At 65.1% G+C, this 26,299-nt stretch carries 27 protein-coding genes and 1 pseudogene; 2 read left to right on the top strand and 26 right to left on the bottom strand.

Annotation, left to right across the window (positions count from 1 at the left end; all coding sequences use genetic code 11):
• Nucleotides 1-7: 7 nt before the first annotated feature.
• From QM590_RS16775 to QM590_RS16730, 10 genes and pseudogenes are all read right to left on the bottom strand, one after another.
• Nucleotides 8-496, bottom strand: a complete 489-nt coding sequence (locus QM590_RS16775) for a GNAT family N-acetyltransferase (RefSeq protein WP_094641470.1) — start codon at nucleotides 494-496, stop codon at nucleotides 8-10.
• A 22-nt stretch (nucleotides 497-518) separates the two neighbouring features.
• Nucleotides 519-1,568, bottom strand: coding sequence for a lysophospholipid acyltransferase family protein (locus tag QM590_RS16770; protein WP_094670491.1), 1,050 nt, complete (start codon nucleotides 1,566-1,568; stop codon nucleotides 519-521).
• A complete protein-coding gene (locus QM590_RS16765; RefSeq protein WP_255183048.1) occupies nucleotides 1,565-2,692 on the bottom strand; it encodes an NAD-dependent epimerase/dehydratase family protein in 1,128 nt (375 codons plus the stop codon). The genes QM590_RS16770 and QM590_RS16765 overlap by 4 nt, the downstream gene beginning before the upstream one ends.
• A gap of 144 nt (nucleotides 2,693-2,836) precedes the next feature.
• A complete protein-coding gene (locus QM590_RS16760; protein WP_003402602.1) occupies nucleotides 2,837-2,938 on the bottom strand; it encodes a 30S ribosomal protein bS22 in 102 nt (33 codons plus the stop codon).
• Nucleotides 2,939-3,157: 219 nt separating this feature from the next.
• Nucleotides 3,158-3,394 carry a helix-turn-helix domain-containing protein gene (locus tag QM590_RS16755; protein WP_008713658.1) on the bottom strand — a complete coding sequence of 79 codons (237 nt, stop codon included), beginning with the start codon at nucleotides 3,392-3,394 and terminating at the stop codon, nucleotides 3,158-3,160.
• 127 nt (nucleotides 3,395-3,521) lie between these two features.
• Nucleotides 3,522-4,337: a pyrroline-5-carboxylate reductase gene (proC, locus tag QM590_RS16750; RefSeq protein ID WP_068282380.1), complete on the bottom strand. Its 816-nt coding sequence runs from the start codon at nucleotides 4,335-4,337 to the stop codon at nucleotides 3,522-3,524.
• 18 nt (nucleotides 4,338-4,355) lie between these two features.
• Nucleotides 4,356-5,213, bottom strand: a complete 858-nt coding sequence (locus tag QM590_RS16745; RefSeq protein WP_269595731.1) for a thioesterase family protein — start codon at nucleotides 5,211-5,213, stop codon at nucleotides 4,356-4,358.
• Nucleotides 5,214-5,235: 22 nt separating this feature from the next.
• On the bottom strand, nucleotides 5,236-6,078 hold the full coding sequence (locus QM590_RS16740) for a sugar phosphate isomerase/epimerase family protein (RefSeq protein WP_269595730.1): 843 nt from the start codon (nucleotides 6,076-6,078) through the stop codon (nucleotides 5,236-5,238).
• A 12-nt stretch (nucleotides 6,079-6,090) separates the two neighbouring features.
• The gene (locus QM590_RS16735; protein ID WP_269595729.1) at nucleotides 6,091-7,251 is read right to left on the bottom strand and encodes an Rv0497 family membrane protein; all 1,161 of its coding nucleotides are present in this window, start codon (nucleotides 7,249-7,251) and stop codon (nucleotides 6,091-6,093) included.
• Nucleotides 7,248-7,532: pseudogene (locus QM590_RS16730) on the bottom strand (Ppx/GppA phosphatase family protein); the annotation flags it as partial. The pseudogene QM590_RS16730 and the gene QM590_RS16735, both read right to left, overlap by 4 nt.
• 68 nt (nucleotides 7,533-7,600) lie before the next feature.
• Here QM590_RS16730 and QM590_RS16725 point away from each other — a divergent pair.
• Entirely contained in the window at nucleotides 7,601-8,353 is a 753-nt protein-coding gene (locus QM590_RS16725; protein ID WP_269595768.1) for a DUF3109 family protein, read from the top strand.
• Nucleotides 8,354-8,421: 68 nt separating this feature from the next.
• On the opposite strand, the gene QM590_RS16720 is transcribed toward QM590_RS16725, so the two are convergent.
• From QM590_RS16720 to QM590_RS16645, 16 genes are all read right to left on the bottom strand, one after another.
• The gene (locus QM590_RS16720; RefSeq protein ID WP_032380369.1) at nucleotides 8,422-9,111 is read right to left on the bottom strand and encodes a winged helix-turn-helix domain-containing protein; all 690 of its coding nucleotides are present in this window, start codon (nucleotides 9,109-9,111) and stop codon (nucleotides 8,422-8,424) included.
• Nucleotides 9,108-10,280, bottom strand: coding sequence for a sensor histidine kinase (locus QM590_RS16715; protein WP_269595728.1), 1,173 nt, complete (start codon nucleotides 10,278-10,280; stop codon nucleotides 9,108-9,110). The genes QM590_RS16720 and QM590_RS16715 overlap by 4 nt, the downstream gene beginning before the upstream one ends.
• 137 nt (nucleotides 10,281-10,417) lie before the next feature.
• Nucleotides 10,418-11,173, bottom strand: a complete 756-nt coding sequence (locus QM590_RS16710; protein WP_269595727.1) for a phosphoglyceromutase — start codon at nucleotides 11,171-11,173, stop codon at nucleotides 10,418-10,420.
• On the bottom strand, nucleotides 11,170-11,310 hold the full coding sequence (locus QM590_RS16705) for a hypothetical protein (RefSeq protein ID WP_269595726.1): 141 nt from the start codon (nucleotides 11,308-11,310) through the stop codon (nucleotides 11,170-11,172). Before QM590_RS16705 ends, QM590_RS16710 begins: the two co-directional genes overlap by 4 nt.
• A gap of 188 nt (nucleotides 11,311-11,498) precedes the next feature.
• Entirely contained in the window at nucleotides 11,499-11,822 is a 324-nt protein-coding gene (locus tag QM590_RS16700; protein WP_269595725.1) for a hypothetical protein, read from the bottom strand.
• Nucleotides 11,823-11,919: 97 nt separating this feature from the next.
• On the bottom strand, nucleotides 11,920-12,486 hold the full coding sequence (locus QM590_RS16695; RefSeq protein ID WP_269595724.1) for a DUF3558 domain-containing protein: 567 nt from the start codon (nucleotides 12,484-12,486) through the stop codon (nucleotides 11,920-11,922).
• 219 nt (nucleotides 12,487-12,705) lie between these two features.
• Nucleotides 12,706-14,295, bottom strand: coding sequence for an AMP-binding protein (locus QM590_RS16690; protein ID WP_269595723.1), 1,590 nt, complete (start codon nucleotides 14,293-14,295; stop codon nucleotides 12,706-12,708).
• A 99-nt stretch (nucleotides 14,296-14,394) separates the two neighbouring features.
• Nucleotides 14,395-15,663, bottom strand: coding sequence for an ABC transporter permease (locus QM590_RS16685; protein ID WP_269595722.1), 1,269 nt, complete (start codon nucleotides 15,661-15,663; stop codon nucleotides 14,395-14,397).
• A complete protein-coding gene (locus tag QM590_RS16680; protein ID WP_269595721.1) occupies nucleotides 15,660-16,907 on the bottom strand; it encodes an ABC transporter permease in 1,248 nt (415 codons plus the stop codon). Before QM590_RS16680 ends, QM590_RS16685 begins: the two co-directional genes overlap by 4 nt.
• Nucleotides 16,891-18,393 carry an ABC transporter ATP-binding protein gene (locus QM590_RS16675; protein WP_269595720.1) on the bottom strand — a complete coding sequence of 501 codons (1,503 nt, stop codon included), beginning with the start codon at nucleotides 18,391-18,393 and terminating at the stop codon, nucleotides 16,891-16,893. The genes QM590_RS16680 and QM590_RS16675 overlap by 17 nt, the downstream gene beginning before the upstream one ends.
• 3 nt (nucleotides 18,394-18,396) lie before the next feature.
• Entirely contained in the window at nucleotides 18,397-19,488 is a 1,092-nt protein-coding gene (locus tag QM590_RS16670; RefSeq protein WP_269595719.1) for a BMP family lipoprotein, read from the bottom strand.
• 71 nt (nucleotides 19,489-19,559) lie between these two features.
• Nucleotides 19,560-21,008: a nucleobase:cation symporter-2 family protein gene (locus QM590_RS16665; protein ID WP_269595718.1), complete on the bottom strand. Its 1,449-nt coding sequence runs from the start codon at nucleotides 21,006-21,008 to the stop codon at nucleotides 19,560-19,562.
• A 57-nt stretch (nucleotides 21,009-21,065) separates the two neighbouring features.
• Nucleotides 21,066-21,554, bottom strand: coding sequence for a type III secretion system chaperone family protein (locus QM590_RS16660; RefSeq protein ID WP_269595717.1), 489 nt, complete (start codon nucleotides 21,552-21,554; stop codon nucleotides 21,066-21,068).
• Nucleotides 21,551-22,879 carry a D-inositol-3-phosphate glycosyltransferase gene (mshA, locus tag QM590_RS16655; RefSeq protein WP_269595716.1) on the bottom strand — a complete coding sequence of 443 codons (1,329 nt, stop codon included), beginning with the start codon at nucleotides 22,877-22,879 and terminating at the stop codon, nucleotides 21,551-21,553. The genes QM590_RS16660 and mshA overlap by 4 nt, the downstream gene beginning before the upstream one ends.
• A 48-nt stretch (nucleotides 22,880-22,927) precedes the next feature.
• Nucleotides 22,928-23,842: an alpha/beta fold hydrolase gene (locus QM590_RS16650; protein ID WP_411741354.1), complete on the bottom strand. Its 915-nt coding sequence runs from the start codon at nucleotides 23,840-23,842 to the stop codon at nucleotides 22,928-22,930.
• A gap of 11 nt (nucleotides 23,843-23,853) precedes the next feature.
• Nucleotides 23,854-25,128 carry an ROK family protein gene (locus QM590_RS16645; protein ID WP_269595715.1) on the bottom strand — a complete coding sequence of 425 codons (1,275 nt, stop codon included), beginning with the start codon at nucleotides 25,126-25,128 and terminating at the stop codon, nucleotides 23,854-23,856.
• 333 nt (nucleotides 25,129-25,461) lie between these two features.
• Here QM590_RS16645 and QM590_RS16640 point away from each other — a divergent pair, with 333 nt between their 5' ends.
• Entirely contained in the window at nucleotides 25,462-26,217 is a 756-nt protein-coding gene (locus QM590_RS16640) for an SDR family NAD(P)-dependent oxidoreductase (RefSeq protein ID WP_068046115.1), read from the top strand.
• The last annotated feature ends 82 nt before the right edge of the window (nucleotides 26,218-26,299 follow it).

The following is a 26,299-nucleotide window of genomic DNA, read 5'->3' as shown; positions in this document are numbered from 1 at the left end:
CGGGTGATCAGAGAGTGAGCTGCATCAGCGTCAGGTCCAACCACCGACCGAACTTGACGCCCACCTGCGGCATCTGTCCGACGGTGGCGAACCCGAACTTCTCGTGCAGAGCGATCGACGTGGTGTTCTCGGACTCGATGAACCCCACCAACACGTGAATGTCGCTCGCTTTCGCTCGCTCGATCAACTCGCTCAGTAGCGCACTGGCCAGCCCGCGACGGTAGAAATCTCGATGGATGTACACCGAGTGTTCCACCGAGTGTCGGTAGCCGCTCTTGACCCGCCACTGCCCGTACGACGCGTACCCGGCCACCCGGCCGTCGACCTCCGCGGTGAGTACCGGGTATCCCGCGGCGATCCTGCCCTCGAACCAGGCTGTGCGATCGGCGAGATCGACCTGTTCTTCGTCCCAGATGGCGGTGGTGTTGGCGACCGCATCGTTGTGGATGTCGAGAATCTCGGGTAGATCGGCAGCGGAAGTGTCGCGAATATGCACTGCCACACGATAACCCGAGCGTCTAACCCAGGAAGACGTTGCGCCTCTTGGCAAGCAGTCGATAGAGCGTGTGCTGAATGGTTTCGCGCACGTGGTCGGTCAACTCGAACAGCACCATCGGATCCTCGAACGCGGTGGAGTCGTACCCGTCGGTGGGGATCGGCTTGCCGAATTCGATGTACCACTTGGACGGCAACGGGATCAGACCCAGCGGGCCGAGGTGCGGGAAGAACGGCGTCACCGGAAAGTAGGGGACGCCCATCAACCGGGCCAATGGTGCGATGTCGCCGATCTTGGGGTAGATCTCTTCCGAGCCGACGATGGAGCACGGGATGATCGGCACACCCGTCCGCAGAGCAGCCGAGACGAATCCGCCGCGACCGAATCGCTGCAACTTGTAGCGCTCGCTGAACGGTTTGCCGATGCCCTTGAACCCTTCTGGGAACACGGCGGCGACCTCGCCGGTACGCAGCAGTCGTTCGGCGTCGGGGTTGCACGCGAGCGTGTGCCCGGCCTTGCGCGCGATCGTGCCGACGCCGGGCATCTCGAATGCCATGTCGGCGGCCAACATTCGCAGAGGGCGGTGCGCCGGGTGGTGATCGCGTACGGCGACCGACGCCATCAGCGCATCGACGGGCACGACGCCCGCATGGTTGGCGACGACGAGCGCGCCGCCGTCGGACGGAATGTTCTCGATGCCCTTGACCTCGACGCGGAACCACTTGTCGAACAACGGCCGCAGCAACGGAAGCCAGACCGCGTCGGCGAAGTGCGGGTCGTAACCGAACTCGTCGACACTGTAGTCACCGGCCAGCCGCCTGCGAACGAACTCGGCGACCGAGGAGATCTGGTCGACGATCGTGGACTTGGTGTCGTCGATCATCGACAGCAACGGAGTGGGGAGCGAGGGCGTCACTGCCGACGCGTCGGCAGGAGCTGGGGCCGACAACGGCGTCGGCTCGCGAGGATCGGCGTAGGCGGAGGGGTGGCGTTCACGCGAGCCCGCAGCCGCTCGCGCCGAGCGGCCGGACGTGCCGCCGTGCAATGGAATCACTTTGGCCACTTCGCTCACCTGTCCCCTCCCGAACTACGCACCGCTCCCGAACTACGCAGTGCCGCCAGTGCCCGCGCCGTGGACGCGCCTGTCTCTACGGCCGAGACCAGTCGATCTTCGACGCTGTCCACCCATTCGGTTCTGATGACAGGCCGCAGCGCTGCGCCTCGGACGAAGTCGTCGAATGCCTGAACCGTAGTCCACCGCGGCTCGAAGCCAAGGACGGACCGCATGCGGGTGGTGTCCAGTCCGCAGCCGAAGTGGAAGTAGTCGAGTTGCTCGGTGGTGAACTCGCGCATCATGCCGCCCATCAGTGCGCGGCCGACGCTCTTGAACAGCGGAAACGGCACCGGCACCTGAACGCGGCCGGCTCGGCGAATCGCCTGGGACAGCATGATCGTGCCGTCGGCTCCGATGTTGAACGTGCCCGCCGACCCACCGAGAGTCGCGCGCTCGAGCGCAGCCAGAGCGTCTTCCTCGTGCAGCAACTGCATGCGTGCGTCGCGACCGACGATGCTGGGAATCAGCGGCGAGGTCATGTAGCGCGAGATGGTGCCGTTCAGTCGTGGACCGATCAGCGGCGCCATGCGCAGGATCGACACCGCGATGTCCGGCCGTCGACGCCCGAGACCGCGAACGTATCCCTCGATGTCGATCGAGTCCCGCGCGTACCCACCGCTCGGGGGGCGTCGAGCACTCATCTCCTCGGTGAATTTCACCGGGTCCTTCGCGCTGCAGCCGTACACCGAGGACGACGAACGCAGTACCACCCTCTCGACGGTCGGTGACTTCTGGCAGACCGCGAACAGCTGCATCGCGCCGATGACGTTGAGGTCTTTCATCGTGGCGCGGCCGCCGGATTTCGGGGGCTTGGCGACGGTGGCGGCGTGCACGACGGTGTCGACGCCGGCATTGCGAATCACTTTGCCGATCAACGGATTACGAATGTCGGCGCGGACGAATTCCGCGCGTCCCATGCGGCGCAACAGATCCTTGCTCGGCGAGACCGCATCGACGGCGATGACGCGCTCGATGTTCGGATTCTGGGCCAGTCTGGTGACGAGGTAGCCGCCGAGGAATCGGCTCGCTCCGGTCACGAGGACCACTCGGGGCGCAGACGATCCACGATCGCTCGGACTCACTGCGCACCCCCAACGTCGGTTCCGCTGCAAAGCCTACTGGATCGACCGGGCTCGGCGCGGGTGAGAAGCAAAGCCCGTTCTTCGAACGGAAGAAGCCCGCCACCGATGGTGACGGGCTTCCCCATGAAGCAGATGACGGCAGGCTTATTTGCCGAGTTTCCTGCGCTGCACGCGGGTACGACGAAGCAACTTGCGGTGCTTCTTCTTCGACATGCGCTTGCGACGCTTCTTGATCACTGAACCCATGCGGGTGTCCTCACGTTCTTCTCTAGCGTTTTCGCGCACGCCGTTTGCGTACGCCTACCTGACAACCAAGCCCTGAGGGCTTCGAGCCAAAAGCCTTGGTCACCGAGCTGGCGCTGGGGCCACGTACTCGCCCACGGCTGCACACCGGCTGGCTGGCACGACGAGCGCCAATCCTACCGGTGTGAACCAGGACTTACGAAACCGGCCCCACGTGCACTACTAGCCTGCGTCGAAGTACGAGGTCTCGAGATAGTCGTGGACCGCCTTGGCGTGCACACGAAAAGACCGACCCACTCGTACAGCGGGCAATTCTCCGCCGTGCACCAGCCGGTACACGGTCATTTTCGAAACCCTCATCAGCGTCGCCACTTCGGCGACCGTGAGGAACTGCGTTCCGGCCAGGGCCGGTTGACCGTCCGGGGACGAACCCTTGGACGGCTTGTTTATAGACGCCATCAATCCACATACCTCCGGCACGTCTCATGCGGCAGGCTTCCCCTCCTGCCGAACAGACACGCACGTGCTGCCCCCGAGCCTATAGGGACAGATGGGGTTACTGCGACGGGAGTGGGTAAAAGATTTTTTATTCTGCTGTGATGCCCATCTCAATGGATCGGGCATTTGCGGCACCGAGGGCATCGAAAAACGCTGCTCGGACGCCCTTTCTCTCCAATTCACGCACTGCTGCGGCGGTCGTTCCGCCCGGAGAAGTCACCGCATATCGAAGCTCGCTCGCGCTCTCGTCGGAGCGATCGAGCATCGCCCCGGACCCCACCATCGTCTGAACCACGAGCGCCGACGCCACGTCGCGGCTCAATCCCAGGCCCACTCCGGCGTCGATCATGGCCTCGGCCACGAGGAAGAAGTAGGCCGGCCCGGAGCCGGACACGGCCGTCACGGCGTCGAGCTGGTTCTCCTTGACCACGACCACCTTGCCGACGGCCGAGAGGATCGAGCGCACGAGTTCGAGGTGCTCGGCGCGGGCGTACTTGCCCGGTGCCAACACGCTGACGCCCTCCCCCACCAGCATCGGGGTATTGGGCATGACCCGAACGACCGGGAAGCCGGCGGGGAGCTTGGGCTCGAACTTGGCGGTAGGGACTCCTGCGGCCAGCGAGACGATGAGTTGTTCGCGATCGCCGTCGAGTTCGATCTTCGTGATCTCGGTCAGTGCCGCTTCGACGTCGGCCGGCTTGACCGCCAGCACGATCACATCGGCTCCCTCGGATGCGTCGCCGACGGTGGTGGTCAGTACTCCGAATTCCTTGGCGATCTCCTTGGCGCGGGCCTCGGACTTCTCGGCGACCACCAGATCGCGCACTGCGTGGCCGGACTCGAGGAGTCCCGCAATCAACGCCTCACCGATCCGTCCGCCGCCGATCACTGCAATTCTCGTCATACGACCAAGCCTGCCATGTCAGTTCGAGCGCGGCACCATCGCCAACTGTCTGCTCTGCACCACGACGGCACCGGTCGAATCCAGCACCACGTGGTCCTCCTCGAACCAGGTGCTGCCGATGACGGTGCTGGTCGCCGCCACCCGCAGCCACCCCGGTGCCGGACGGCGTCGCAGGTAGGTCGTCAACTGCACGGTCGGAGCCCAACCGAACATTCCGCGGTTCATGGTCACCGGAGCCGAGATGTCTCCGGTCATCAGTGCGAACAGCACTGCGGTGTCGAGGTCGACCTCGTCGCCCGCGAAGGGACGCACCCACAGTCGAATCTCCGCCTCGCCCTGCTGGCCGGTCAGGAACGACGCCGACGACGCGTCGATCCGCATCTCGCAGCCCTTGGCGACGTGCACGATCGACGCCATCGGATGATCGCCCGCCACCGCGAGGGTCTCGGCCGGCGGCTCGGCTGCCATCGACGCCAACGACGTCGGCGTCTCGTGGTGGGGTTCCTCGGAATCGGGACGACCGAGGGTCACCACCGCCCGCACGGCAACGCGTCCGGCCTGGGTGAGTTCGACGTCGACGTGCGAGACCTGACGGCCGCGCTTGCGTACCACCGTCGTCAGCGCGACCTCGCCGGGATCGGGAGCGGCCAGGTAGCTGACGCTCACCGCGAGCGGCTGGATCTCGGCCTGGTCCGGGTCGGTCGTGACGATGTGCTTGCGCGCTGCTGCCGCGCAGACGGCAAGCATCACGCCGCCGTGCACCTTCGGACCGATGGTCCAGGTGGAGTCGACCGCGCCCGCGAACGACGCGGTGTCGGCGGCGACCTCGAGCGCGGTCAGGGTGGTGGCGGCGGTGAAGGGGCTGGCGGAACTCATTTCCGACAACTTACCGGCGGCCTCAGGACAGGTGTGCGCGGGCGAACTGCAGTGCTTGCCCGAGCATCGAGGAACGCTCGGGGACCGTCCGCGCGTTCTGTGTGTTGATCTCGATGACCGCCTGCCCCTCGAAGCCGCGGCGCACCAGTTCGGTGCACACCTCCACGCACGGTTGGCTGCCGTGGCCGGGGATCAGGTGCTCGTCCACCGATGCGCCCCGGCCGTCGGCCAGATGCAGGTGCGCGATGCCCTCGCCCATCCGGTCGAGCATCTCGAGCGCGTCGGAGCCTGCGGTGGCCGTGTGCGAGAGGTCGAGGGTGTAGTGCCCGTGGCCGACGTCGGTCGGGTCGTAGGACGGCGAGAACGCCGACAGTGCCGCGCCCGGACCACCGCGTCGTTCGAGTCGCTGTGCGGATTTCTCCTTGCGCCCGAAGAAGCGGTCGGCGCGCATGGGGAACATGTTCTCGACGGCGACCACCACGTGCGAGTTCGATTCGAGTTCGGCGACCTGATCGGCGAAGCCGTCGCTGTACTTGCGTTGCCACCGGAACGGTGGGTGCACCACGACCGTTGCCGACTCCAGCTTCTCGGCCGCCTCGACCGAGCGTGCGAGTTTGGTGACCGGATCGGATCCCCACACTCGCTGCGAGATCAGCAGACACGGCGCGTGGATGGCCTGCACCGGCATCGAGTACTCCCGCGAGAGCGCGGCCACCGCGTCGACGTCCTGGCTGACGGACTCGGCCCACACCATCAATTCGATGCCGTCGTACCCGAGCTCTGCCGCGTATCGGAACGCCGCCTCGGTGTTCTGCGGGTAGACCGAGGCCGTGGACAGTCCTACCTGAATTCGCTTCGCGCCCATCGGTGTGCCGACTCAGCCGGTACTGAGTTGGAAGGCGAGCGGACCGAGCGTGACGAAGACACCGACCGCGATCGCGATGACGATCGAGATCAGATCGTCGGTGCGTCGCAGAATCCGCACCACCGCGACGAGCCCGACGATGACCAGCACCGACAGCACCAGAGCGACCCACGGCAACACGTCCCACAGTTGCTCGAAGCCCTTGAACAGCAGCGCGCCGACGGCGATCGACACCACGGCCTGACCGATCAGCACCAGCCATTGCCGGACGGCACCGCCCTTACCCTTGACGGCCGCTGCCCGGCGGTCGGTCCGCGAGGCCGCAGTAGCGCTGTCGGCCTCCGAGTCCGGTGCGTCTTCGGTGTCGGCCTCGACGTCGGTCGCGGTCTTCGGTTCGTCGTCGATCTCCGGCTTCACGAGATCGACGACCTCGGTGGCGGCGGACGTATCGACCTTCGCCGACTCGTCGGCCGACTCGGCCGTCGTGTCGTCGGCGCGCGCAATGCGCGGAGACACCGCAGTCTTGGCCAGGTCGTCGACGTCGATGACCGCGGCACGCGGAGCGACGTCGGTGTTCGGCTCGACCACCTCGACCTGCCGCGAGGCTCGGAATCCCACAGGCTTGCGGGTCCGGCCCTGCTCGGCCGCGGTGGATCCGTACGGAAGCCGATCGGGCGCCGGCGCCGTGGACACAGCCGGGCGCTTGGACCGTTCGGTGTCGTCGTGCGAGCGGTTCAGCAGGTCACCGGCAACCGTGGTGGAGCCGGACAGCAGTTCCGGCTCGGGCTGCTGCTTCTCGCGCTTGCCTGCCGGTTGGAACGGGGTGGGGCGAGTGGTCTGCGGCTTGGCTGGTTGCGGCCGGGAAGAGACGGCGGCGGGTGCATCGTCCTCGGCCGCATCGCTGCTCTGCGGAGCGGCCGGGGCGACGTCGGGCGTCTCGGGCGTCTCGGGCCCGGACGCGTCGGGAGTCGGGGACTCGACCACCGGGGCGCTGCGGTTGCCGGGCTCGTCGCGAACGACGGGGATCTCACCGGTCAGCTCGGCGACGGAGATGCCGCCCTTGACGCCGCGGCGACGGCGACCGCCTGCGCTCAGGTTCGTCTTCTGACCGTTTCGAGCCAGCAGCTCGGCAACCGAGATCTGTCCGGTGTCCTCCGGGTTGGTGTCGCTCATCTCGAGCTCACCACCGGATCGCCGTCGGTTTCGGGGTCCAGCTTCCTCAACATCAAACCTTCCTTCAGCGCCCACGGGCATATCTCGGGTGACTCCGCTGTCGATGCCCGCATGCTCGCCTCCGCTACCAGAGCCCCGGCCACCAGTGGTGGCGACCTGTCGGCGCTGACACCTTCCAATTCTGCACGGTCGGCCACGACGATCCGCGTTACGAACGCTACGAGTCGCCTCGAGCCGCGTCCGTACCGGCGTCGAGCACCCCTATTCGCACATGCCCACGGTACTGGGTCTACCGTCGTCGTTTGTGACAGCAGGTCGTGAGCAGCAGTCGTTCGCTGCAGAGGTCGAGATGGATTTCCCGCGAGAATGGGTCGAGTTTCCCGACCCCGACAATTCGGAACACCTCATCGCTGCGGATCTGACGTGGTTGTTGTCCAACTGGACCTGCGTGTTCGGAACTCCGGCCTGTCAGGGAACCGTCGAGGGCCGCCCCGACGACGGTTGCTGCTCCCACGGGGCTTTCCTGTCCGACGAGGACGACAAACGCAAGCTCGACGAGTCCGTGAAGTTGCTCACTACGCAGGACTGGCAGCTGATGGACAAGGGTCTGGGCAAGAAGGGGTACGTCGAATACGACGATCTCGACGACGAGCAGTCGCTGCGGACGCGGCGCTACAAGGGTGCCTGCATCTTCCAGAACCGTCCCGGGTTCGAGGGCGGAATCGGGTGCGCGCTGCATTCGATGGCGCTGCGCAAGGGCATCGAGCCGCTCGAGGTCAAGCCCGACGTGTGCTGGCAGTTGCCGATCCGGCGCACCCAGGACTGGGTGACGCGGCCGGACGGCTCGGAGATCCTCAAGACCACGATCGGCGAGTACGACCGACGCGGCTGGGGCGAAGGCGGTCTCGATCTGCACTGGTACTGCTCGGGCTCGCCCGATGCGCACGTCGGATCGAAGCAGGTGTTCGAGTCCTACAAACCGGAATTGACCGAACTACTCGGCAAGGCGGCCTACGACGAACTGGCATCGCTGTGCAAGCGTCGCCGCGGTCTGGGTCTGATCGCAGTGCATCCGGCCACTCGTGAGGCGCAGCGTCGATAGAGCGGCTGCGCCGCACGTGAGCGAAACCTCGTAGCCCACTACGAGTTTCCGCTCACATGCCGCAGGCTTTATCCCTCGAGTTTGTAGCCCAGTCCGCGCACGGTGACGAGGTGTTCCGGCTTGGCCGGGTCCGCTTCGATCTTCGAGCGCAGTCGCTTGACGTGCACGTCGAGGGTCTTGGTGTCGCCCACGTAGTCGGCTCCCCACACGCGGTCGATCAACTGTCCGCGGGTCAGCACTCGACCGGAGTTGCGCAGCAAGTACTCGAGCAGATCGAATTCCTTGAGCGGCAACGTGATCTGCTCGGATCCGACCATCACCACGTGGCGTTCGACGTCCATGCGCACCGGTCCGGCTTCGAGCACTCCGGTATCGACTCCGCCGTCGACCTCGGCGTCGGAGCCGCGCCGCAGAACTGCGCGGATGCGGGCGATGAGTTCGCGTGCCGAGTACGGCTTGGTTACGTAGTCGTCGGCACCGAGTTCGAGGCCGACGACCTTGTCGATCTCACTGTCACGTGCGGTCACCATGATCACGGGAACGCCTGAGCGCGAACGCAATTGCTTGCACACGTCGGTTCCGCTCATGCCGGGGAGCATGAGGTCGAGCAACACGATGTCTGCTCCTGCGCGATCGAATTCCGCGAGCGCCGACGGTCCGTCTCCGACGACCGTGGCCTCGAAACCTTCCTTGCGGAGCAGGAAGGCCAATGGATCGGCCAACGACTCTTCGTCTTCCACGATCAGAACGTTGGTCACTGATTCTCTCTTTCTGTAACCGAAGCGTCGTCTTCTTCTTCGAAGTACGCAGGGATCTGGAGGGTGAAGGTGGATCCGGTGCCCAGCTTGCTCCACAGCGAGATGCTGCCGTTGTGGTTGGCTGCGACGTGTTTGGCGATGGCCAGGCCCAGGCCTGTGCCACCGGTTGCCCGCGACCGAGCTTTGTCGACGCGGAAGAATCTCTCGAAGACGCGTTCCTGGTCTTCCTTGGCGATGCCGATGCCGCGGTCGGTGACGGCGAACGCGACGTGGTCTCCGCGTAGGGCGCGGCTCACCGAGACCGGCGCGCCGTCGGAGGAGTAGGCGATGGCGTTCTGGATGAGGTTGGCCAGGGCCGTCACCAGCAGCGCTTGATCGCCGAGAACTTCGAGGCCGCTCGGGTGGTCGGTGGTGACGGAGATGCCGGCGTTCTCGGCGGCGAGCTTGGATCGATCCATCGCCTCGTTGACGACGGTGTCGACGTCGACGACCTCGAGGTCGGGTAGCTTCTCGGCACCTTGCAGGCGGGACAGTGCGATCAGTTCGGTCACCATGTTGCCGAGCCGTTTGGATTCGGCGACGACCTTGCCGCCGAAGTGCCTCACCGAGTCGGGGTCGTCTGCGGACTCGAGCAGCGCCTCCGCCAGGAGGCTCATCGCGCCGACGGGTGTCTTGAGTTCGTGGCTGACGTTGGCCACGAAGTCCCGACGCGTCGCCTCCATCCGGACCTGCTCGGAATCGTCGTCGGCGAACAGCACCACGAACCGCTTGTCTTCCTTGCTGAGCAGCCGGGCGACGCAGCGGACGGCGATCTTGTCGCGGCCGGTTCTGGGGTTCTTCGAGCTGAGGTCCACTTCGACGGGGTTGCCGTCGGCGAGGACCTTGAGGACGGCGTCCCATGCCCGATCGTCGATCAGCCGGTTACGCACCAGCCCCAACTCCTCGGCGCGCGGGTTGAACAGCACGACGTCGTGAAATTGGTCGACGACGGCGATGCCGCTCTCCGATGCGAGGACGATCAGGTCCAGTACCTGGGACATCGTGAGCCCGGACGTGGCTCGGCGGCGCTCCGAGTGTCGAGTGTTGAGGTACGGGATCAGAACACCGCCGACGAGGTATCCCACGAAGGCCGTGGCGATAGCCAGTAGTACGGCCGATGCAACACTCACACCGGAATCGTACGTTCGATGGACAGCTCACATACGCAGGGTGCAGGCATTTCCCTGGTCGTCATAGTCCCCGTCGGCAGTGTTCTTCGATCGTTCACCTGCAGTTACGACAAAACGTCGGTTTGGGCGTGGTGGAGCTACTTACCGCCCTGGTTTGCCACGGCAGCTGCACCTGCGGCCGCTGCTTCGGGGTCGAGGTAGGTGCCGCCCGGGTTGGTGGGCTTGAGCTTGCCGTCGACCTCGGTGAGGTCGTACTTCAGCGGAATGCCGGTGGGGATGTTGAGCTCGGCGATATCGGCGTCGGAGATCTCGTCGAGGTACTTCACGAGAGCGCGCAGCGAGTTGCCGTGCGCGGCGACGAGCACGTTCTTGCCGGCCTTCAGATCGGCGACGATCGTCTCCTCGAAGTACGGAATCAGGCGCTCGACGACGTCTGCGAGGCACTCGGTCAGCGGAACGCTGTCCAGATCTGCGTAGCGCGGATCGGCGTCCTGGCTGTGCTCGCTGTCGATCTCGATGGGCGGCGGCGGGGTGTCGTAGCTACGACGCCACAGCATGAACTGCTCGTTGCCGTACTTGTCCTTGGTTTCGGCCTTGTTCAGCCCCTGCAGCGCGCCGTAGTGCCGTTCGTTCAGACGCCAGTCGCGGACGACGGGAATCCAGTGCCGATCGGCGGCGTCGAGTGCGAGGTTGGCGGTGCTGATCGCGCGACGCAGCAGCGAGGTGTACAGCAGGTCGGGCAGTATGCCCGCCTCGGCGAGGAGCTGACCGGCACGCTTGCCCTCGGCCTCACCCTTCTCGGTCAGTCGCACGTCCACCCAACCGGTGAACTGGTTGGACGCATTCCATTCGCTCTCGCCGTGACGAAGCAGAATCAAGGTTCCGATACTCATGTGGTCAGTTTCTCATGTTCCACTCGTGGTGGCCCGCGTGCGACCAGGACCGCGACGACGACGATCATCACGACGGCGGTGAGGGTGATCGGGATGGGGATGACGGGGTCGAACAACACGATCGCAGACCAGGTCACCCGATTCGCGAATGTTGCCTCGATTGTATTGTGAGAGTTCCTATTACGGACATTTCAGACAATGTTCGACGCTTCGCTGCGGGGGTCGCGCGGGGTCGCGGGACCTCACACCCTTTTTGCCGACCGAGCGCCGGGGTTCACGTCATGCCAGGGGTGTGAGGTTTTCAGAAAGGGTGTGACGTTGCGGGCTATCCGCCCAGACCCGACCCGATATCGCCGATCCGAGCTCCCACACTCCGATCGACCTCTTCGGTCTCGACGAAATAGCGTCGAAACACCGATCGCATCAATTGAATGACCTCGATGTGCTGCCTGATCGCCACAGCCGCCGACCTTTCTTCCCCATCGGCAAGTCGTTTGAACTTGCGACCCAGCTGTTGGGCTGACGGAAGCGTGCCGAAGGCTTCGAGATCCACGAGAAATTTGGTCTTCCCCAGCATTTCAGCAAGATGGTCGATGTATTCGGCGCAGACCTGATCACACTGGGCAGCAACGTTCTCCGGGATCTCCATCAACCCTGCCTCTGCACGTTCCGAGAGGTTCTTCCAATACTGCATCGACTCGAATAGATCGCCGTTTCCAGATGCCATCGAACCTCTACCTTTCGATCTACCGTGCCCGCGCCGGCAGGTTGGTCTGCAAAGCTTCCGTGACTCGACCGATCTCCGAACACGGTTCGCTCCGAGGCTCGCGCCCGGCCCTACCGTCGAGAATGAAGTACACGATTCCCCCAACCACCTCGTACGCGACACCACAGCTGACCTCGTCGTAACTCGCAGTTCGCCGAAACTGCACAGCACCAGCACTATTGGGTGCCGAGAAGTCACCGAACTGCTCGTTCGCCTGCAGATAAGCGAGGTCGTGGTGAGAGGAGAACACTCCCAGGAAATACCACGACCCGGGGTCAGGGTCCGTCCAGATGCAGGTCATCCATTCGGTGGACAGCGGCGCGTCTCCGAACAGATTCGTACTCTTGCTCTCCACATCCAACCCCGCAGCCTCGACGGCACTGTCCGGAATGGTGCAGGGATCCCACGGCTCCTCCTCCACCGGTGTCGCAACCACCGAGCTCGTCGACGACTCCGCAACCGGCGCATCCTCGGTCGCCCCGCCACATCCAGCGACCGACGCCAATACCCCCACCAGACCGGCCACCCACCACCGCGTCACGCTCACACCGCTCCCCTTCGTCGAACCCACCCACCCCTTGGACGCGGCGAACACCCACCTGGTTCCACCACAACCTCACACCCCCAATGCCAACCGCGCGCCCCTGATCACGTCGAAACACAGCCGCGCGGTCCACAAAAAGGGTGTGAGGTCCCCCAGCAACTGCACACGAACAACACCCCGCCCCACTGAGTGTGGGACGGGGTGTCGATGTGAATCGGAGTCTTACTTTCCGGCCTCCGCGGCGCGCAGATCCTTGCGCAGAATCTTGCCGGCCGCGGACTTCGGGACGATGTCGATGAACTCGACGCGTCGCACCTTCTTGTGCGGCGACACGCGCTCGGCGACGAAGGCGATGATGCCCTCTTCGTCGATGGTGGCACCCTGCTGGCGGACGACAAATGCCTTGGGGATTTCTTCGCCCTCGTCGTCGAGCACACCGATGACGGCGGCGTCGGCGATCTCCTCGTGCGTCAGCAGCAGAGCCTCGAGCTCGGCCGGGGGCACCTGGTAGCCCTTGTACTTGATCAGTTCCTTGAGGCGGTCGACGATGTAGACGACACCCTCGGGATCGACGACGGCGATGTCGCCGGTGTGCAGGTAACCGTCGGAGTCGAGGGTTTCGGCGGTGGCGGTGGGGTTGTTGAGGTACCCGACCATCACGTTCGGTCCCTTGACCCACAGCTCACCCGGCTTGCTCAATCCCTCTGCAGGCAGCTCGATCTCCTCGAGTGTGCCCGGGTCGACGAGCTTGTTCTCGGTGTTCGCCAGCGGCTGGCCCACCGAGCTGAGCGGCATGTCGTCGCGATCGAACGGGATGGCGTGACTGACGGGGCTGAGCTCGCTCATGCCGTAGCCCTGACGCACTCGCGTGTTCAGACGCTTCGCGACGGCCTTGCCGAGCTCCTCGTCCAGCGGTGCCGCACCGGAGAAGATGGTGTGCACGCTGGAGAGGTCGTACTGATCGATCATCGGGTGCTTGGCGAGCGCAACGGCCACCGGCGGTGCGATGAACAGGTACGTCAGCTTCTGGTCCTGAATGATGCGGAGGAATTCGACGAGGTCGAACTTCGGCATCGTCACCAGGTGCGCGCGCAGCTTGAGGGCGATGTTGAGCAGCACCGTCAGGCCGTAGATGTGGAAGAACGGCAGCAGCGCCAGGATCGCGTCGTTGCTGTCGATGCCCACGCGCGGTTCCATCTGCGCCACGTTCGCGACGAGGTTGCGGTGGGTGAGGATGACGCCCTTCGGCACACCCGTCGTTCCGGAGGAGTACGGCAGCACCGCGACGTGTGTCGCCGGGTCGAACGAGACCTCGGGGGCAGGTGCGCCCTGGGTGAGCAGGTCGCGCAGGTTCGGGTGGCCCTCTGCGCCGTCGAGCACGATGACGTGATCGGCATCGAGGCCGACCTTTTCCGCGGCAGCTTTGGCCTGCGGGTACAGCGGGGAGACGGTGAACAGGAACTTCGCGCCGGAGCCGGTGAGCTGCTTGGCGATGTCCTCGGCTGTGTACAGCGCGTTGATGGTCGTTGCGGTTCCGCCTGCGCGCAGGATGCCGTGCAGCACCGACGCGAACGCGGGCACGTTCGGCGAGTGGAGTCCGACGACGTCGCCGACTTCGAGTCCACGTGCGGCCAGAGCACCCGCGATGGCGTCGATCTGACCGATCAGCGTCTTGTACGTGGTGACGTCACCGGAGGTTCCGTCGATCAGTGCAGGCTTGTCGAGGTCGGACTCGGCGATCGATCCGAACAGGAAGTCGTAGACGCTCAGATTCGGAATCTCGACATCGGGAAAGGGACTGCGGAAGCTCATGGCTCTCCTTCGAAAAACTGCGGCAACAATGACCGAACCCTACAGTGAAAGCGGTCACAACGGACAGCGACCCTACCGCTGAGTCAGGTAGTGCGGGCGCTAACTTCGCGACGCATACGGTTTGCCTGCCGCGGCCGGCCCGCGAACGTGGCCCACCAGGCCCGCGACGGCGAAAATGGTCACCACGTAGGGCAGCATCAGCATGAATTCGCTGGGCACCGGCGAGCCGATGATGCCCAGTACGTTCTGCAGGTTCGACGCGAATCCGAAGAGCAGTGCGGCCAGCGTCGCGCGTACCGGATCCCAGCGGCCGAAGATCACGGCGGCGAGAGCGATGTAGCCGGCACCGGCAGTCATCTCCTTGCCGAAGGCGCCGACGGAGCCGAGAGTGAAGTACGCACCACCGAGTCCGGCGATGGCACCGGCGAGGCAGACGTTCCAGAACCGGGTGCGTGCGACATTGATTCCGACGGTGTCGGCGGCTTGGGGATGCTCACCGACGGCGCGCAGTCGCAGTCCCCACTTGGTGTGGAACAGGCCGAAGAACACGAGCGCGACGGCGATGTACATCAGGTACACGATGAGTGTCTGCCTAAACAGCACCGGTCCGAGAATCGGAATCTGCGAGAGCACCGGAATGTCGATGCGCCCGAACCGTGGTGGCGAGTTGAGAGTCTCGGCGTTCTTGGTCAGCACCACCGAGTACAGGAAGCTGGTCAATCCGACGACCAGCACGTTGAGCACCACACCCACGATGACCTGGTTGACGAAATAGCGGATGGAGAACACCGCCAGCAACGACGCGGTCAGCGCTCCGGCGATCAGAGCGGCGAGCAGTGCGACATAGGTAGAACCGGTGATCGACGCGACGACGGCGCTGACGAAAGCACCTGCAAGAAGCTGACCTTCGATGGCGATGTTGATGACGCCGACTCGCTCGGAGATGACGCCGCCCATGGCACCGAAGATCAGGGGCGTACTCAAAGCGACTGCGCCGATGAGCAATCCGGGCACCGGGATGGTCTCGCCATCCGCTGCCCAGGCGAGGAAACCGAAGACGAACAGCACCGCGAACACTGCCAGCAGCCACAGTGGCGTCGAGCGGTACTGCGAGGCAAGGAACGCCGCGTAGCCGGTGATGACGGCCAGCAGTACCACCACGACGAGACCGGTGCCGTACGACGGCACGCCCACTGCAGGCAGTGCGAAGAAGTCGTCCTCCGACGCCAGTGCGAATGTGCTTGTTCCCGAACCTTTTCTGACCACGAACAGCAGCAGGGCCAGCAGCGTCACGAGACCGAGGATCGACGGGACCTTCCAGCTCCGGCCGAGTACCGCTTCAGCGGCGGTGTCGGTCGAGGTGGTCACAGTGCACCCACCTTCGCGGTCTCGGCTTTCGCGAGTTTCTCTTCTCCTGGTTTCGGCAATCGGAACACCGCTCGCACGAGCGGCGGTGCGGCGATGAACAGCACGATCACGGACTGCACGACGAGCACGATGTCGATGGGGATGCCCTCGCCCGCCTGCATCGCGAATCCGCCGGCCTTGAACGCGCCGAACAGGATTCCCGCGACGAACACGCCCCACGGTTTCGATCTGGCGAGCAGTGCGACGGTGATGGCGTCGAATCCGATGCCTGCGTCGATGTCGGCGCTGAAGCCGGTGGTGACGGTGCCCAGTACCTGCGACACTCCGGCCAGACCGACGAGCGCACCCGACATGATCATGGCGTACAGGTAGATCCGGTTGACGTTCATGCCGGCCACGCGGGACGCGTGCGGGTTCTCGCCGACGGCGCGGAAACGGAATCCGAGGCTCGATCGCTCGAGCAGCCACCACACCGCGATCGTCACGAAGATCACCAGCACGAAACCGAGGTGCAGGCTGTAGCGATCGCCGAAGAGCTTCGGGAACACCGCCGTCGACGCGATGGGCGCGGTCTTGGGGTTGTTCGATCCCGGGGCCTGCAGAGCGCCGGGAGTGCGCAGGAGGTACGCGACGAGATAGAACGCGATGTAGTTGAGCATGATGGTGACGATCACCTCGTGAGCGCCGGTGCGCGCCTTAAGGAATCCGGCGATGCCGCCCCACACCGCGCCGCCGAGAACACCGGCGAGAACGGCGACCAACAGGTGCAACCCGGCAGGCAGGTTCACGCCGAACCCGACCCAGCCGGCGCACGCCGCGGCGATGAGCATCTGGCCTCGACCACCGATGTTGAACATGCCGACGCGGAAGGCAAGGGCCACACCGAGTCCGGCGACGATCAGCGGGGTGGCGAAGGTCAGCGTCTCCATCAGTGGCCGGATGCCGTTCTCGAATCCGGGTCGACGGAAGTTGTAGACCGAACCCTGGAACAGCGACGAGTACGCCCCGGAAACAGAATCCCAGATCGCCGTCAGCATGTCCGAGGGACGGGAGAAGAAGTACCCGGCCGATTCCTGGACGCCCGAGTTGGTGGCGGCGATGAGCACCGCACCCACGATCAGCGCGAGGAGTACCGCGAGAACCGAGATGATCGCACTGCCGGTGAAGATCTGCCGAAGCACCACATGCGACTTCGACGGTTCCTGGGATTTGGGGGGCTGTTCGGCCTCACTCACCACGCTCACCGCCCATCATCAAGCCGAGTGTTTCGCGGGACGTATCCCCGGGGACGATTCCCACGATTACTCCTCGATACATGACGGCGATGCGGTCGGCCAGTGCGGCGACCTCGTCCAGTTCGCTCGACACCACGATGACCGGGATCCCCGAATCCCGGGTGGCGACGATGCGTTTGTGTACGAATTCGATGGATCCCACGTCGATTCCGCGAGTGGGCTGCGCTGCGACGAACAGACGCAGGTCTCGGCTCAGTTCTCGCGCGAGCACCACCTTCTGCTGATTGCCACCGGACAGGCGTCCGACGGCGGTACCGATTCCCGGTGCGCGCACGTCGAATTCGCTGAGCTTCTCCGATGCGAACGTCTCGAGATACTCGCGTTGCACCGCGCCGCGCCGCACGAACGGCATGCTGTTGGAGCGATCGAGCATCAGGTTCTCGGCGATGGAGAATTCACCCACGAGTCCGTCGACGGTGCGGTCCTCGGGAACGAAGCCGACGCCTGCGTCGAGCACGTCCTGCACCGTCGACCCGACGAGCGAGTTGCCGTCGAGGCTGATCTTGCCGGATACGTTGTCCTGCAACCCGAGTAGGGCTTCGACGAATTCGGTCTGGCCGTTGCCCTGCACGCCGGCGATGGCGAGGATCTCCCCCGCCGCGACTTCGAGGCTGACGTCGTCGACGGTCTTGTTGCCCTGGGCGTCGAACACCGACAGGTTCTCGATGACCAGTGCCGCGTCCCCCGGCGTGGCCGGATCCTTCGAGACGGTCAGCTGCACATCGCGTCCCACCATCAGCGCAGCGAGCTCGGTGTTGCTGGCGGTCGGCTTCGCTTCTCCGACGACTTTGCCGAGTCGGATGACGGTGATCTTGTCGGCTACTTCGCGTACTTCGCGCAGCTTGTGGGTGATGAAGACGATCGTGGTGCCCGACGCCACGAGTTCCCGCATGATCCGCATCAGATCGTCGGTTTCCTGCGGCGTCAGGACGGCCGTCGGCTCGTCGAACACGAGCACCTTGGCCTCACGAGAGAGTGCCTTGACGATCTCGACCCGCTGCTGCACGCCGACGGGGAGGTCGTCGACGAGAGCATCGGGATCGAGGTCGAAGCCGAACCTCGCGGATATCTCCCGCACCAGCTTCCGCGCTGCCACGAGGTCGAGACGTCCACCGAGCGAGGTGGTTTCGTTGCCGAGCACGATGTTCTCGGCAACGGTGAACACCGGAATCAGCATGAAGTGCTGATGCACCATGCCGATCCCGGCGGTCATGGCCTCGCCCGGTCCGGCGAAGTTCTGCTCGACGTCGTCGAGCAGGATCTGGCCCTCCTCGGCGCGATACAGGCCGCTGAGCACGTTCATCAACGTGGACTTGCCTGCACCGTTCTCGCCGAGGAGGCAGTGGATCTCGCCGGATTCGACGGTCAGATCGATGTGGTCGTTGGCAACCAACGAGCCGAATCGTTTGGTGATACCGCGAAGTTCGAGCTTCATGAACTACTTGGGTGCCGAGGGAGACTCGACGGTGATGGATCCGTCGATGATGCCGGCCTTGATCGTGTCCAGCTCGCCCTGCAGTGCGGGGTCGACCTCGGACTCGAAATCGTGGAACGGTGCGATACCGACTCCGTCGTTCTCGAGCGTGCCCACGTACGGGGTGTTGTCGAATGCATCGGCACCGGAGTTGGCGACGACCTCGTCGACGCTGGTCTTGAGCCCCTTGGTCACCGAGGTGAGCAACAGGTCGCCGACCGACGGGTCGGATTCGAAGACGTCGGCGTCGGCACCGATGAGGGCGACCGGGCGCGAGGAATCCCGAATGGCCTGTGCCGCACTCTGATAGATGGGTCCACCGACCGGGAAGATGACGTCGGCGTTCTGGTCGATCAGACCCTGGGCGGTGTTCTTGGCGACCTCGTTGGCGGTGAATCCGCCGGTGAACGAGCCGTTCTGCGAGGGCACGTCCCAGCCGATGACGCGGACTGCCTCGCCCTTCTGCTCGTTGAAGTAGTTCACGCCGTCGGCGAAACCGTCCATGAAGATGGTGACGGTCGGCAGCTGGGAGCCACCGAACGTACCGACCACTCCGGTTGTGCTGTAGCTGGCGGCCGCGTAACCGGCGAGGAATGCCGACTGCGACGCGTCGTAGGTCAGCGGCTTGACGTTCGGCAGATCGATGGTGGAGTCGTCGATGATCGCGAAGTCGATGTCGGAATTGGCCTCGGCGGCGACCTTGGTGGCGTCGGCCAGATCGAAGCCGACGGTGACGATGAGGTTGCAGCCCTGATCGACGAGGTTGTTGATGTTGGGGCCGTAGTCGGTGGGAGACGCGGACTCGACGGTGCGTGGCTCGACGCCGAGTTCCTCGGAGGCTTCGGTCAAGCCCTCGAACCCGAGCTGGTTGAACGACTTGTCGTCGAATCCGCCACTGTCGGAGACCATGCAGGGCAGGAAGTCACTCGATGCGCCTCCGCCCGATCCTTCGTCTTCGGGGGCAGATCCACAGCCTGCGATCAGGGCGATGGCACCGAGCGACGCGACGCCGCCGAGTGCTGCCTTCCGCGTACTCGTGCGGGTAACGAATGACAAGATGTCCTCCAATTTAGGTGTACTTCGTCTGGGTCGGGACGCTACTCGCGCGGGCGAGGGTGCGCAGGATTTCACTCAGGTGTCTTGTCGGGCACGGCCTTCTCGGAAGAGAGATCGTCGGGCAAGCTGCCGCCTTCACGGAGTATTCGTGCTTCGTCCTCACGCACCATCACTGCCGGCCCCGCTGCCACCACCGAGGGGTTCGGCGGAGTACCGGGCTTGAACACGTTGAAGAATACGTTGAGTACCACCGCCACGATGCTGGCGGCACTGATTCCGGAGTGGAAGATCGTGACGAACCAGTCCGGGAACTCGTCCCAGAAGTCGCTCGCGACAACAGGTATGAGACCGAACGCCAAGGTCACCGCCACGATGACCACGTTGGAGTTGTTGTCGTAGTTCACCTTGCCGAGGGTGCGGATACCGCTGGCGGCGACGGTTCCGAACAGCGCGATTCCTGCGCCGCCGAGCACGGGCAACGGGACGACCCCGACGACGGCCGCGAGAATCGGCGAAAGGCCCAGCAGCGCAAGCACGCCACCGCCCATCGCGACGACGAAGCGGCTCTTGATGCCGGTCATCGCGACCAGGCCGACGTTCTGTGCGAAGGCCGTGGCCGGGAAGGTGTTGAAGATCGGGGCGACGGCAGAGGAGACCATGTCGGCGCGCAGGCCGTCGCCGACGCGCTTGGAGTCGACGTCGGTTCCGACCACCTCGCCGACGGCGAGGATGTCGGCGGTGGTCTCGACCATGATCACCAGGATGACGATGGTCATCGACACGATCGCGCCGATTGCAAAGATCGGTGAGCCGAAAGCGAAGGGTGTCGGGACGGCCACCACGGACGCGTCGGCGACGCCGTCGAAGTCGGTCCTACCGACGATCAGTGCCGCGATGGTGCCGACGACGAGTCCGAGCAGGATCGACAGCCGCGACAGTCCGGGGATCTTGGTCATCACCAGCACGGCGAGGAGGGTGAACATCGCCAGCCCGATGTTGCCGGGGTCCAGATAGTTCGGGTTCGGCGCTCCGCCCACCATCTCCTGGCCGGTGATCCAGCGCGCGGCCACCGGCATCAGGGACAGTCCGATGACGGTGATGATGCTTCCGGTCACCAAAGGCGGGAAGAACCGAACGATCTTGGAGAAGAACGGAGCGATGGCCAATCCGATCAGCGCGGCCACCAGAACGGCTCCGAGCACCGTGCGCAGTCCGGTTCGCCCGTCCTCCGCGCTGCCGATGATCGTCAGAACCGTCGAGACCGACGCGAACGAAATGCCCTGCACGAGCGGCAGTTGCGAGCCGAAGAACGGGATGCCGATCGTTTGCAGCACAGTTGCCACGCCACTGACGAACAGCGCGCAGGAGATCAACAGTGCCTGATCGGTCCCCGACAGTCCGGCCGCTCCACCGACGATGATCGGAACGGCGATGACGCCGCCGAACATCGAGAGAATGTGTTGCAGGCCGTAGCCGAACATCTGCAGCACCGGTGGGCGAGCGTCCTCTGGCCTGGTCATTGCCCTAGGCTAGGAACCGGACGTTACCGGCAGCAACGCCGTCCCATTTCCGGCGAGTTACGCTTCCCGCTTGTCCACCAGGTGCTCGAATGCCTTCAGGTTCGCCAACGATTCGCCGCGCGAGACGCGCCATGCCCATTCGCGTTTGATGGACTCGGCGAATCCCAGTTCGAGCAGCACGTTGAAGTCGCCGTCGGCGGCTTCGAGGGTCTGGCCGAGAATGCGATCGAGTTCGTCACCGGTGACGGCGTGCAACGAGATTCGGCCGACGAGGTAGATGTCGCCGACCTTGTCGATCGTGTAATGGACTCCGTACAGGCGGCGGTTGCGTCGCAGCAGGTATTTGTAGACGCCCTCGAAGTTCTCGTCGGGTTTGCGGCAGACGAACGCCTCGATGCGGACCCCGTGATGCCCGACGGTCAGCATCGTCGTCGTCTTGAGTTTGCGTTCCCCGGGCAGTTCGACGGTGAACACGTCACCGCGCCGGGTGTAGTCCAGCTCGCGGTCCTTCAGTGCCCGGTCGATCAGTTCGGCAGTCTCGCTCATGCAGTCACAGCTCCTGATCTGCGTAGTTTCGACAATCCTCGGACGCGTCGCGGCGAGAACTCGCTCGGCCCCTCGCCGCGGTCGAAGTGGAACTTGGCCTGCCGGTAGCTCTCGATGAGTCCGTCGGCGGTGTGCTCCCACGAGAAGTTGCGGGCGTGCAGCGGTGCTGCGGTCGCCATGTCGGCCAACGCAACTGGGTCCGACAGCATCGACGACAGCGCATCCGCCCAATCTTCGGTGCGGTGGCCCTGCACCAGGCGTCCGGTTTCGCCCGACCGCACCGCCACGCCGAGTCCGCCCACATCGGCGGCCAGGACAGGAGTTCCGCAGGCCTGGGCTTCGATGGCGACCAGGCCGAACGATTCGTTGTAGCTGGGCACGGCGACGATGTCCGCGGCGCGGTAGATCTGGGCCAGGCGCGCCGACGGTTGCGGCGGCATGAACGTCACCCGGGCAGCTATCCCGAGGTTGTCGGCCAGATCGATGAGGCTGTCGGGTCGATCCAGTCCGCTGCCGGACGGGCCGCCGACGATGAGGACGCGCAGTGGTGTTCTCGGATTGCGCTGCAGCACTTCGGCAGCCGCGGCGATCAGCACGTCGGGGGCCTTGAGCGGCTGGATGCGGCCGACGAATGCGACGATCGACTCGTCGGGGTTCAACCCGAGTTCGGCGCGCGCCGCCAGCTTGTCCCCCGGATTGTATTGCGCCAGATCGGCTCCCGGAGCGACCACGTCGATCGAACCCTGCTGCGCCCCGTAGATCTCGACGAGGGACTTCGCTTCCTCGGTGGTGTTGGCGATGAGCCGATCCGCCTCGGCCACCACTTGCTGCTCACCGATCTGACGCGCGGCGGGCTCGGGCGAGTCGCCCTGCGCCAGAGACGCGTTCTTGACCGCGGCGAGAGTGTGCGCGGTGTGGACCAGGGGCACTCCCCAGCGATCGCGCGCCAGCCAGCCGACCTGCCCCGAGAGCCAGTAGTGCGAATGAACCAGGTCGTAGTAGCCGGGTTCGTGGCGCGCTTCCTCGCGCAGCACCCCGGCTGCGAAGGCGCACAGCTGTGTGGGCAGGTCGTGCTTGTCCAGGCCCTCGAACGGACCCGCGACGATGTTGCGCACCAGCACACCGGGAGCTGCCTCGACGACGGGAGCATCGGTCGACGCCGTCGCGCGGGTGAAGATCTCGACCTCCACGCCTCGTTTGGCCAGCTCTTTCGCGCTCTGCAGTACGTAGACGTTCATGCCGCCCGCATCGCCCGTTCCGGGCTGCGCCAGCGGGGAGGTATGCAAGGACAACACAGCGACCCTGTTCAGCTGGCGTCCAGTCACTTCTTCAGTGTGCACGCCTCCACATTACGTCTCGATAACTACCCCTTCTCACGGCTGGCCCTGCGTCACACCGAGACCGTCGACGAACTCGGTCACCTCTCTGAGGAATCGCTGCGGATCGGCCACGAACGGGCCGTGGTCGACGCCCTCCCAGTACGACGCCACCGCCGTGGGAATCAGCTCCGCAGCGTGCCGTCCGGCAGAGACGTCGACGACGGTGTCCTCGGTTCCGTGCAGCACGAACGCCGGGATGTCGAGGCCGCGCAGCAGGTCGTCGTGGCCGACCGCTCGATCGAACAGGGCGGCGCGAACGCGTGGCCTCGTGGACAGTGTCAGCCCGAACAGCGCCTGCGCCTGCGTGCCAAGACTCTCTCTGGGTCGTTCCGCAGGCTCCACTCCCAGCCCTTCCGTTGGCCCGGTCAACGCGTGCCCAAAACTCCCGAGCGCCTTGATCGCAACGCGAGGCTCCTCGGCCATCGCCCCGGGGATCGCCGCTCGCATCGCCGTCCCGACGCGGCCGCCTGCCTCTCCCCTGCCGATGCTGGTGATCGCGCCGACGAGCACGATTCCCGCCACCGCGCCCGTGCCGTGTTCGGCGAGGTAGTCGCAGATCACCAGACCGCCGTACGACCAACCCAGCAGCACCGCGTCGGCGGTGATGTTCTCGGCGGCCAGCACGGCAGCCACGTCTCCCGCCCAGTTCTTCGGGTTTTCGTAACCGGCCGACGGGGCGTCGGAATAGCCGTGTCCGCGTAGATCCACCGCGAGAACGCGATAGCGCTCCGCCAGGTCGGCCAGCAGTCCCTCGCCCCAGCAGGCCGAGCTCTGCGCCCACCCGTGCAGCAGGATCAGTGGCCGCGCCGCAGGGTCACCGCTGACGCGGTAGACGATGTTGACTCCGTCGATGCCGGTGGCCTGACGAATCGGTCCTGCTGCACGGGTGCTCGTATCGGGCATGCTCATAGTGAGTGAACCTACGCGGCGGCTCTGCGCATCGAGGCGAGTGGATCGGAGTACAGGGCGCTGAGGGAGACCACGGTTGCGGCATACTCCTGCACCTTGTCACCGAAGCCGGTCACCCGAATGTCCCTGCGCTCCAACGTCGAATAGGCAGCGAAGGCCTGTCCCACGTGCGGAATTCCGGCCGGGTACGCGGTGAACGCCTGACCTCCGAGTACGACGCGGTCCGGATTGAACATGTCGCGCAGCAGCGCCACCGTTCGACCCAGAATCTGCGCCCGCTCGACGAGCAGCTCCCGCGCCGCCTCAGAGCCACCCCGCGCCGCCTGGTACACCGCCGCGATGCTCGAATGAGGCTGCAATGCAACAATTTTGCGGTCCACGGCAGCGGCGACCACCGCTCGATCACTGACGGATGCCTCGAGGCATCCGCGATTCCCGCAGTCGCACAGCGCCGACGATCCGGTGGGTAGGTGCGCGATGGAGCCCGGTCCGCTCGTGGGGGTGTGCACGCGGCCGTCGATGGTCAGCGCCATGCCTGCGGTCTCACGGGCGTAGAAGTACAGCGAGGTTCCGCTGTTGCTCTGCGCCACATCACCGTCCGACGGCCGCGGCGCGAGGAGCAGCTCCGACGCCGCCATGGCCTCGACGTGGCCGGAGACCGAGATCGGCAATCCCAGGCCGCCGCCGATGATGCCGGCGACTCGTCCGTTCTCCCAGCCCAACCGCGGGTGGTCGACGGTGCCGCTCGCGGTGTCGACGCGTCCACCGATCGCCACCCCGACCCACAGCGGGGTGCGGCGATGCCAGCGTCCGGCAAAGGCACTTGCGCTACGGGTGACGGAGGCCAGAGCTGTCTCGGAAGAGCCGGCGGGCGTGGGTATTTCGACGGCACCGAGGATACGTCCCCGCAGATCGCTGACGGTGATGCCGGTGACGACGGCTCCGATGTGGATGCCGATGGTCGAGAACGGTTCGTGGTTGACCTCGAACGGCACCCGTGGGCGTCCGATCGCCCCGGGTGCCGTCAGGTCTGCGCGCTCACGGAGCAGCCCGACGGCGAGCAGGGCCGACACCTGACGGTTGACCGTGGCGATGCTCGAACCGGTTGCACGAGCAGCACGTTCGCGGGAGATGGGGCCTTCGACGCAGGCGACTCGAAGCACCGACGCGGCGGGACTGTCGGCGATCCGCAGATCGGGTGCGACGAGCTGCACGCGCGATCGAGGCCTCTGCAGAGACCGTAGGGAGGTGGGGCCGGAGTGGTGGTGCAGCGTTGATACGGACATTCGTTGTGATCCTCGGCGGTGGCAGACCTCCGCCGTGAATGGACAACGACGGACGAGCGAAGTGATGCAGGTCAAGGGTGAATGCGGCGGCCACGAAGGGACCACGGCACGCGAATCGACTGCCCGTAGCTCGAAAGGCTAGAGACAGATTCCTTGGCCGGGACAACACAGTTCCCGAGGAAGCGGCAAGCGAGAACCGAGGGACGCGGTCACATAGGTGACCCGCATCGCGGTGGTCTCACTGGCGGACATGGGTCCAAAATTAGCACCCTCGCGTCCGATGTCCAATCGGGCATCGGAAAGCACGGGGTACGCCGGGCATAGAATTTCACCATGACCTCGTCCGAACACATTTCCCCCGATGCCCGAATCGCCGTCGTCACCGGAGCGAGCTCCGGCATCGGCGCGGCCACCGCCCGCCAACTCGCCGCCGACGGATTCCACGTCGTGATCGGAGCCCGCCGCCTCGACCGGCTGGAGGAGTTGGCGTCGGAGATCGGTGGTACTGCCCTGGAACTCGATGTGACGGACGAGGATTCGGTCGCCGCCTTCACCGCCGTCATTCCCCGCGTCGACGTGCTGATCAACAACGCCGGTGGCGCGAAGGGCTTGGCCCCCGTGATCGACGCCGACCTCGACGATTGGCGCTGGATGTGGGAGACCAACGTGCTCGGTACATTGCGGGTGACGAAGTCGTTGCTGCCCAAGCTGATCGACTCCGGTGACGGCCTGATCGTCACCATCACATCCGTCGCGGCGTTCGAGGCCTACGACAACGGTTCGGGCTACACCTCGGCCAAACACGCTCAGGCCGTGCTTCATCGGACGCTGCGCGGCGAACTGCTGGGCAAGCCGGTGCGGTTGACCGAGGTCGCGCCGGGTGCCGTGGAAACCGAGTTCTCCCTCGTCCGGTTCGACGGCGACGCAGCCAAGGCCGACGCGGTCTACCAGGGCATCACGCCGCTGGTGGCGAGCGATATCGCCGAGGTCATCGGCTTCGTGGCCTCGCGCCCGTCGCACGTGAACCTGGATCAGATCATCATCAAGCCACGTGACCAGGCCGGTCCGGGGCGCTTCTCCCGCACGTAGCGGCTTTGCCGCAGGTGAGCGGAAACTCGAGACGGGTTCACGTGGTCGTCGCAACGAGCAGTCGTTTGTTGTACTCCTCGAG

Origin of the sequence: Rhodococcus sp. IEGM 1372, assembly GCF_030056835.1 — a bacterium.
GTDB lineage: Bacteria > Actinomycetota > Actinomycetes > Mycobacteriales > Mycobacteriaceae > Rhodococcoides.
This window is presented reverse-complemented; position numbering and strand designations above follow the sequence as displayed.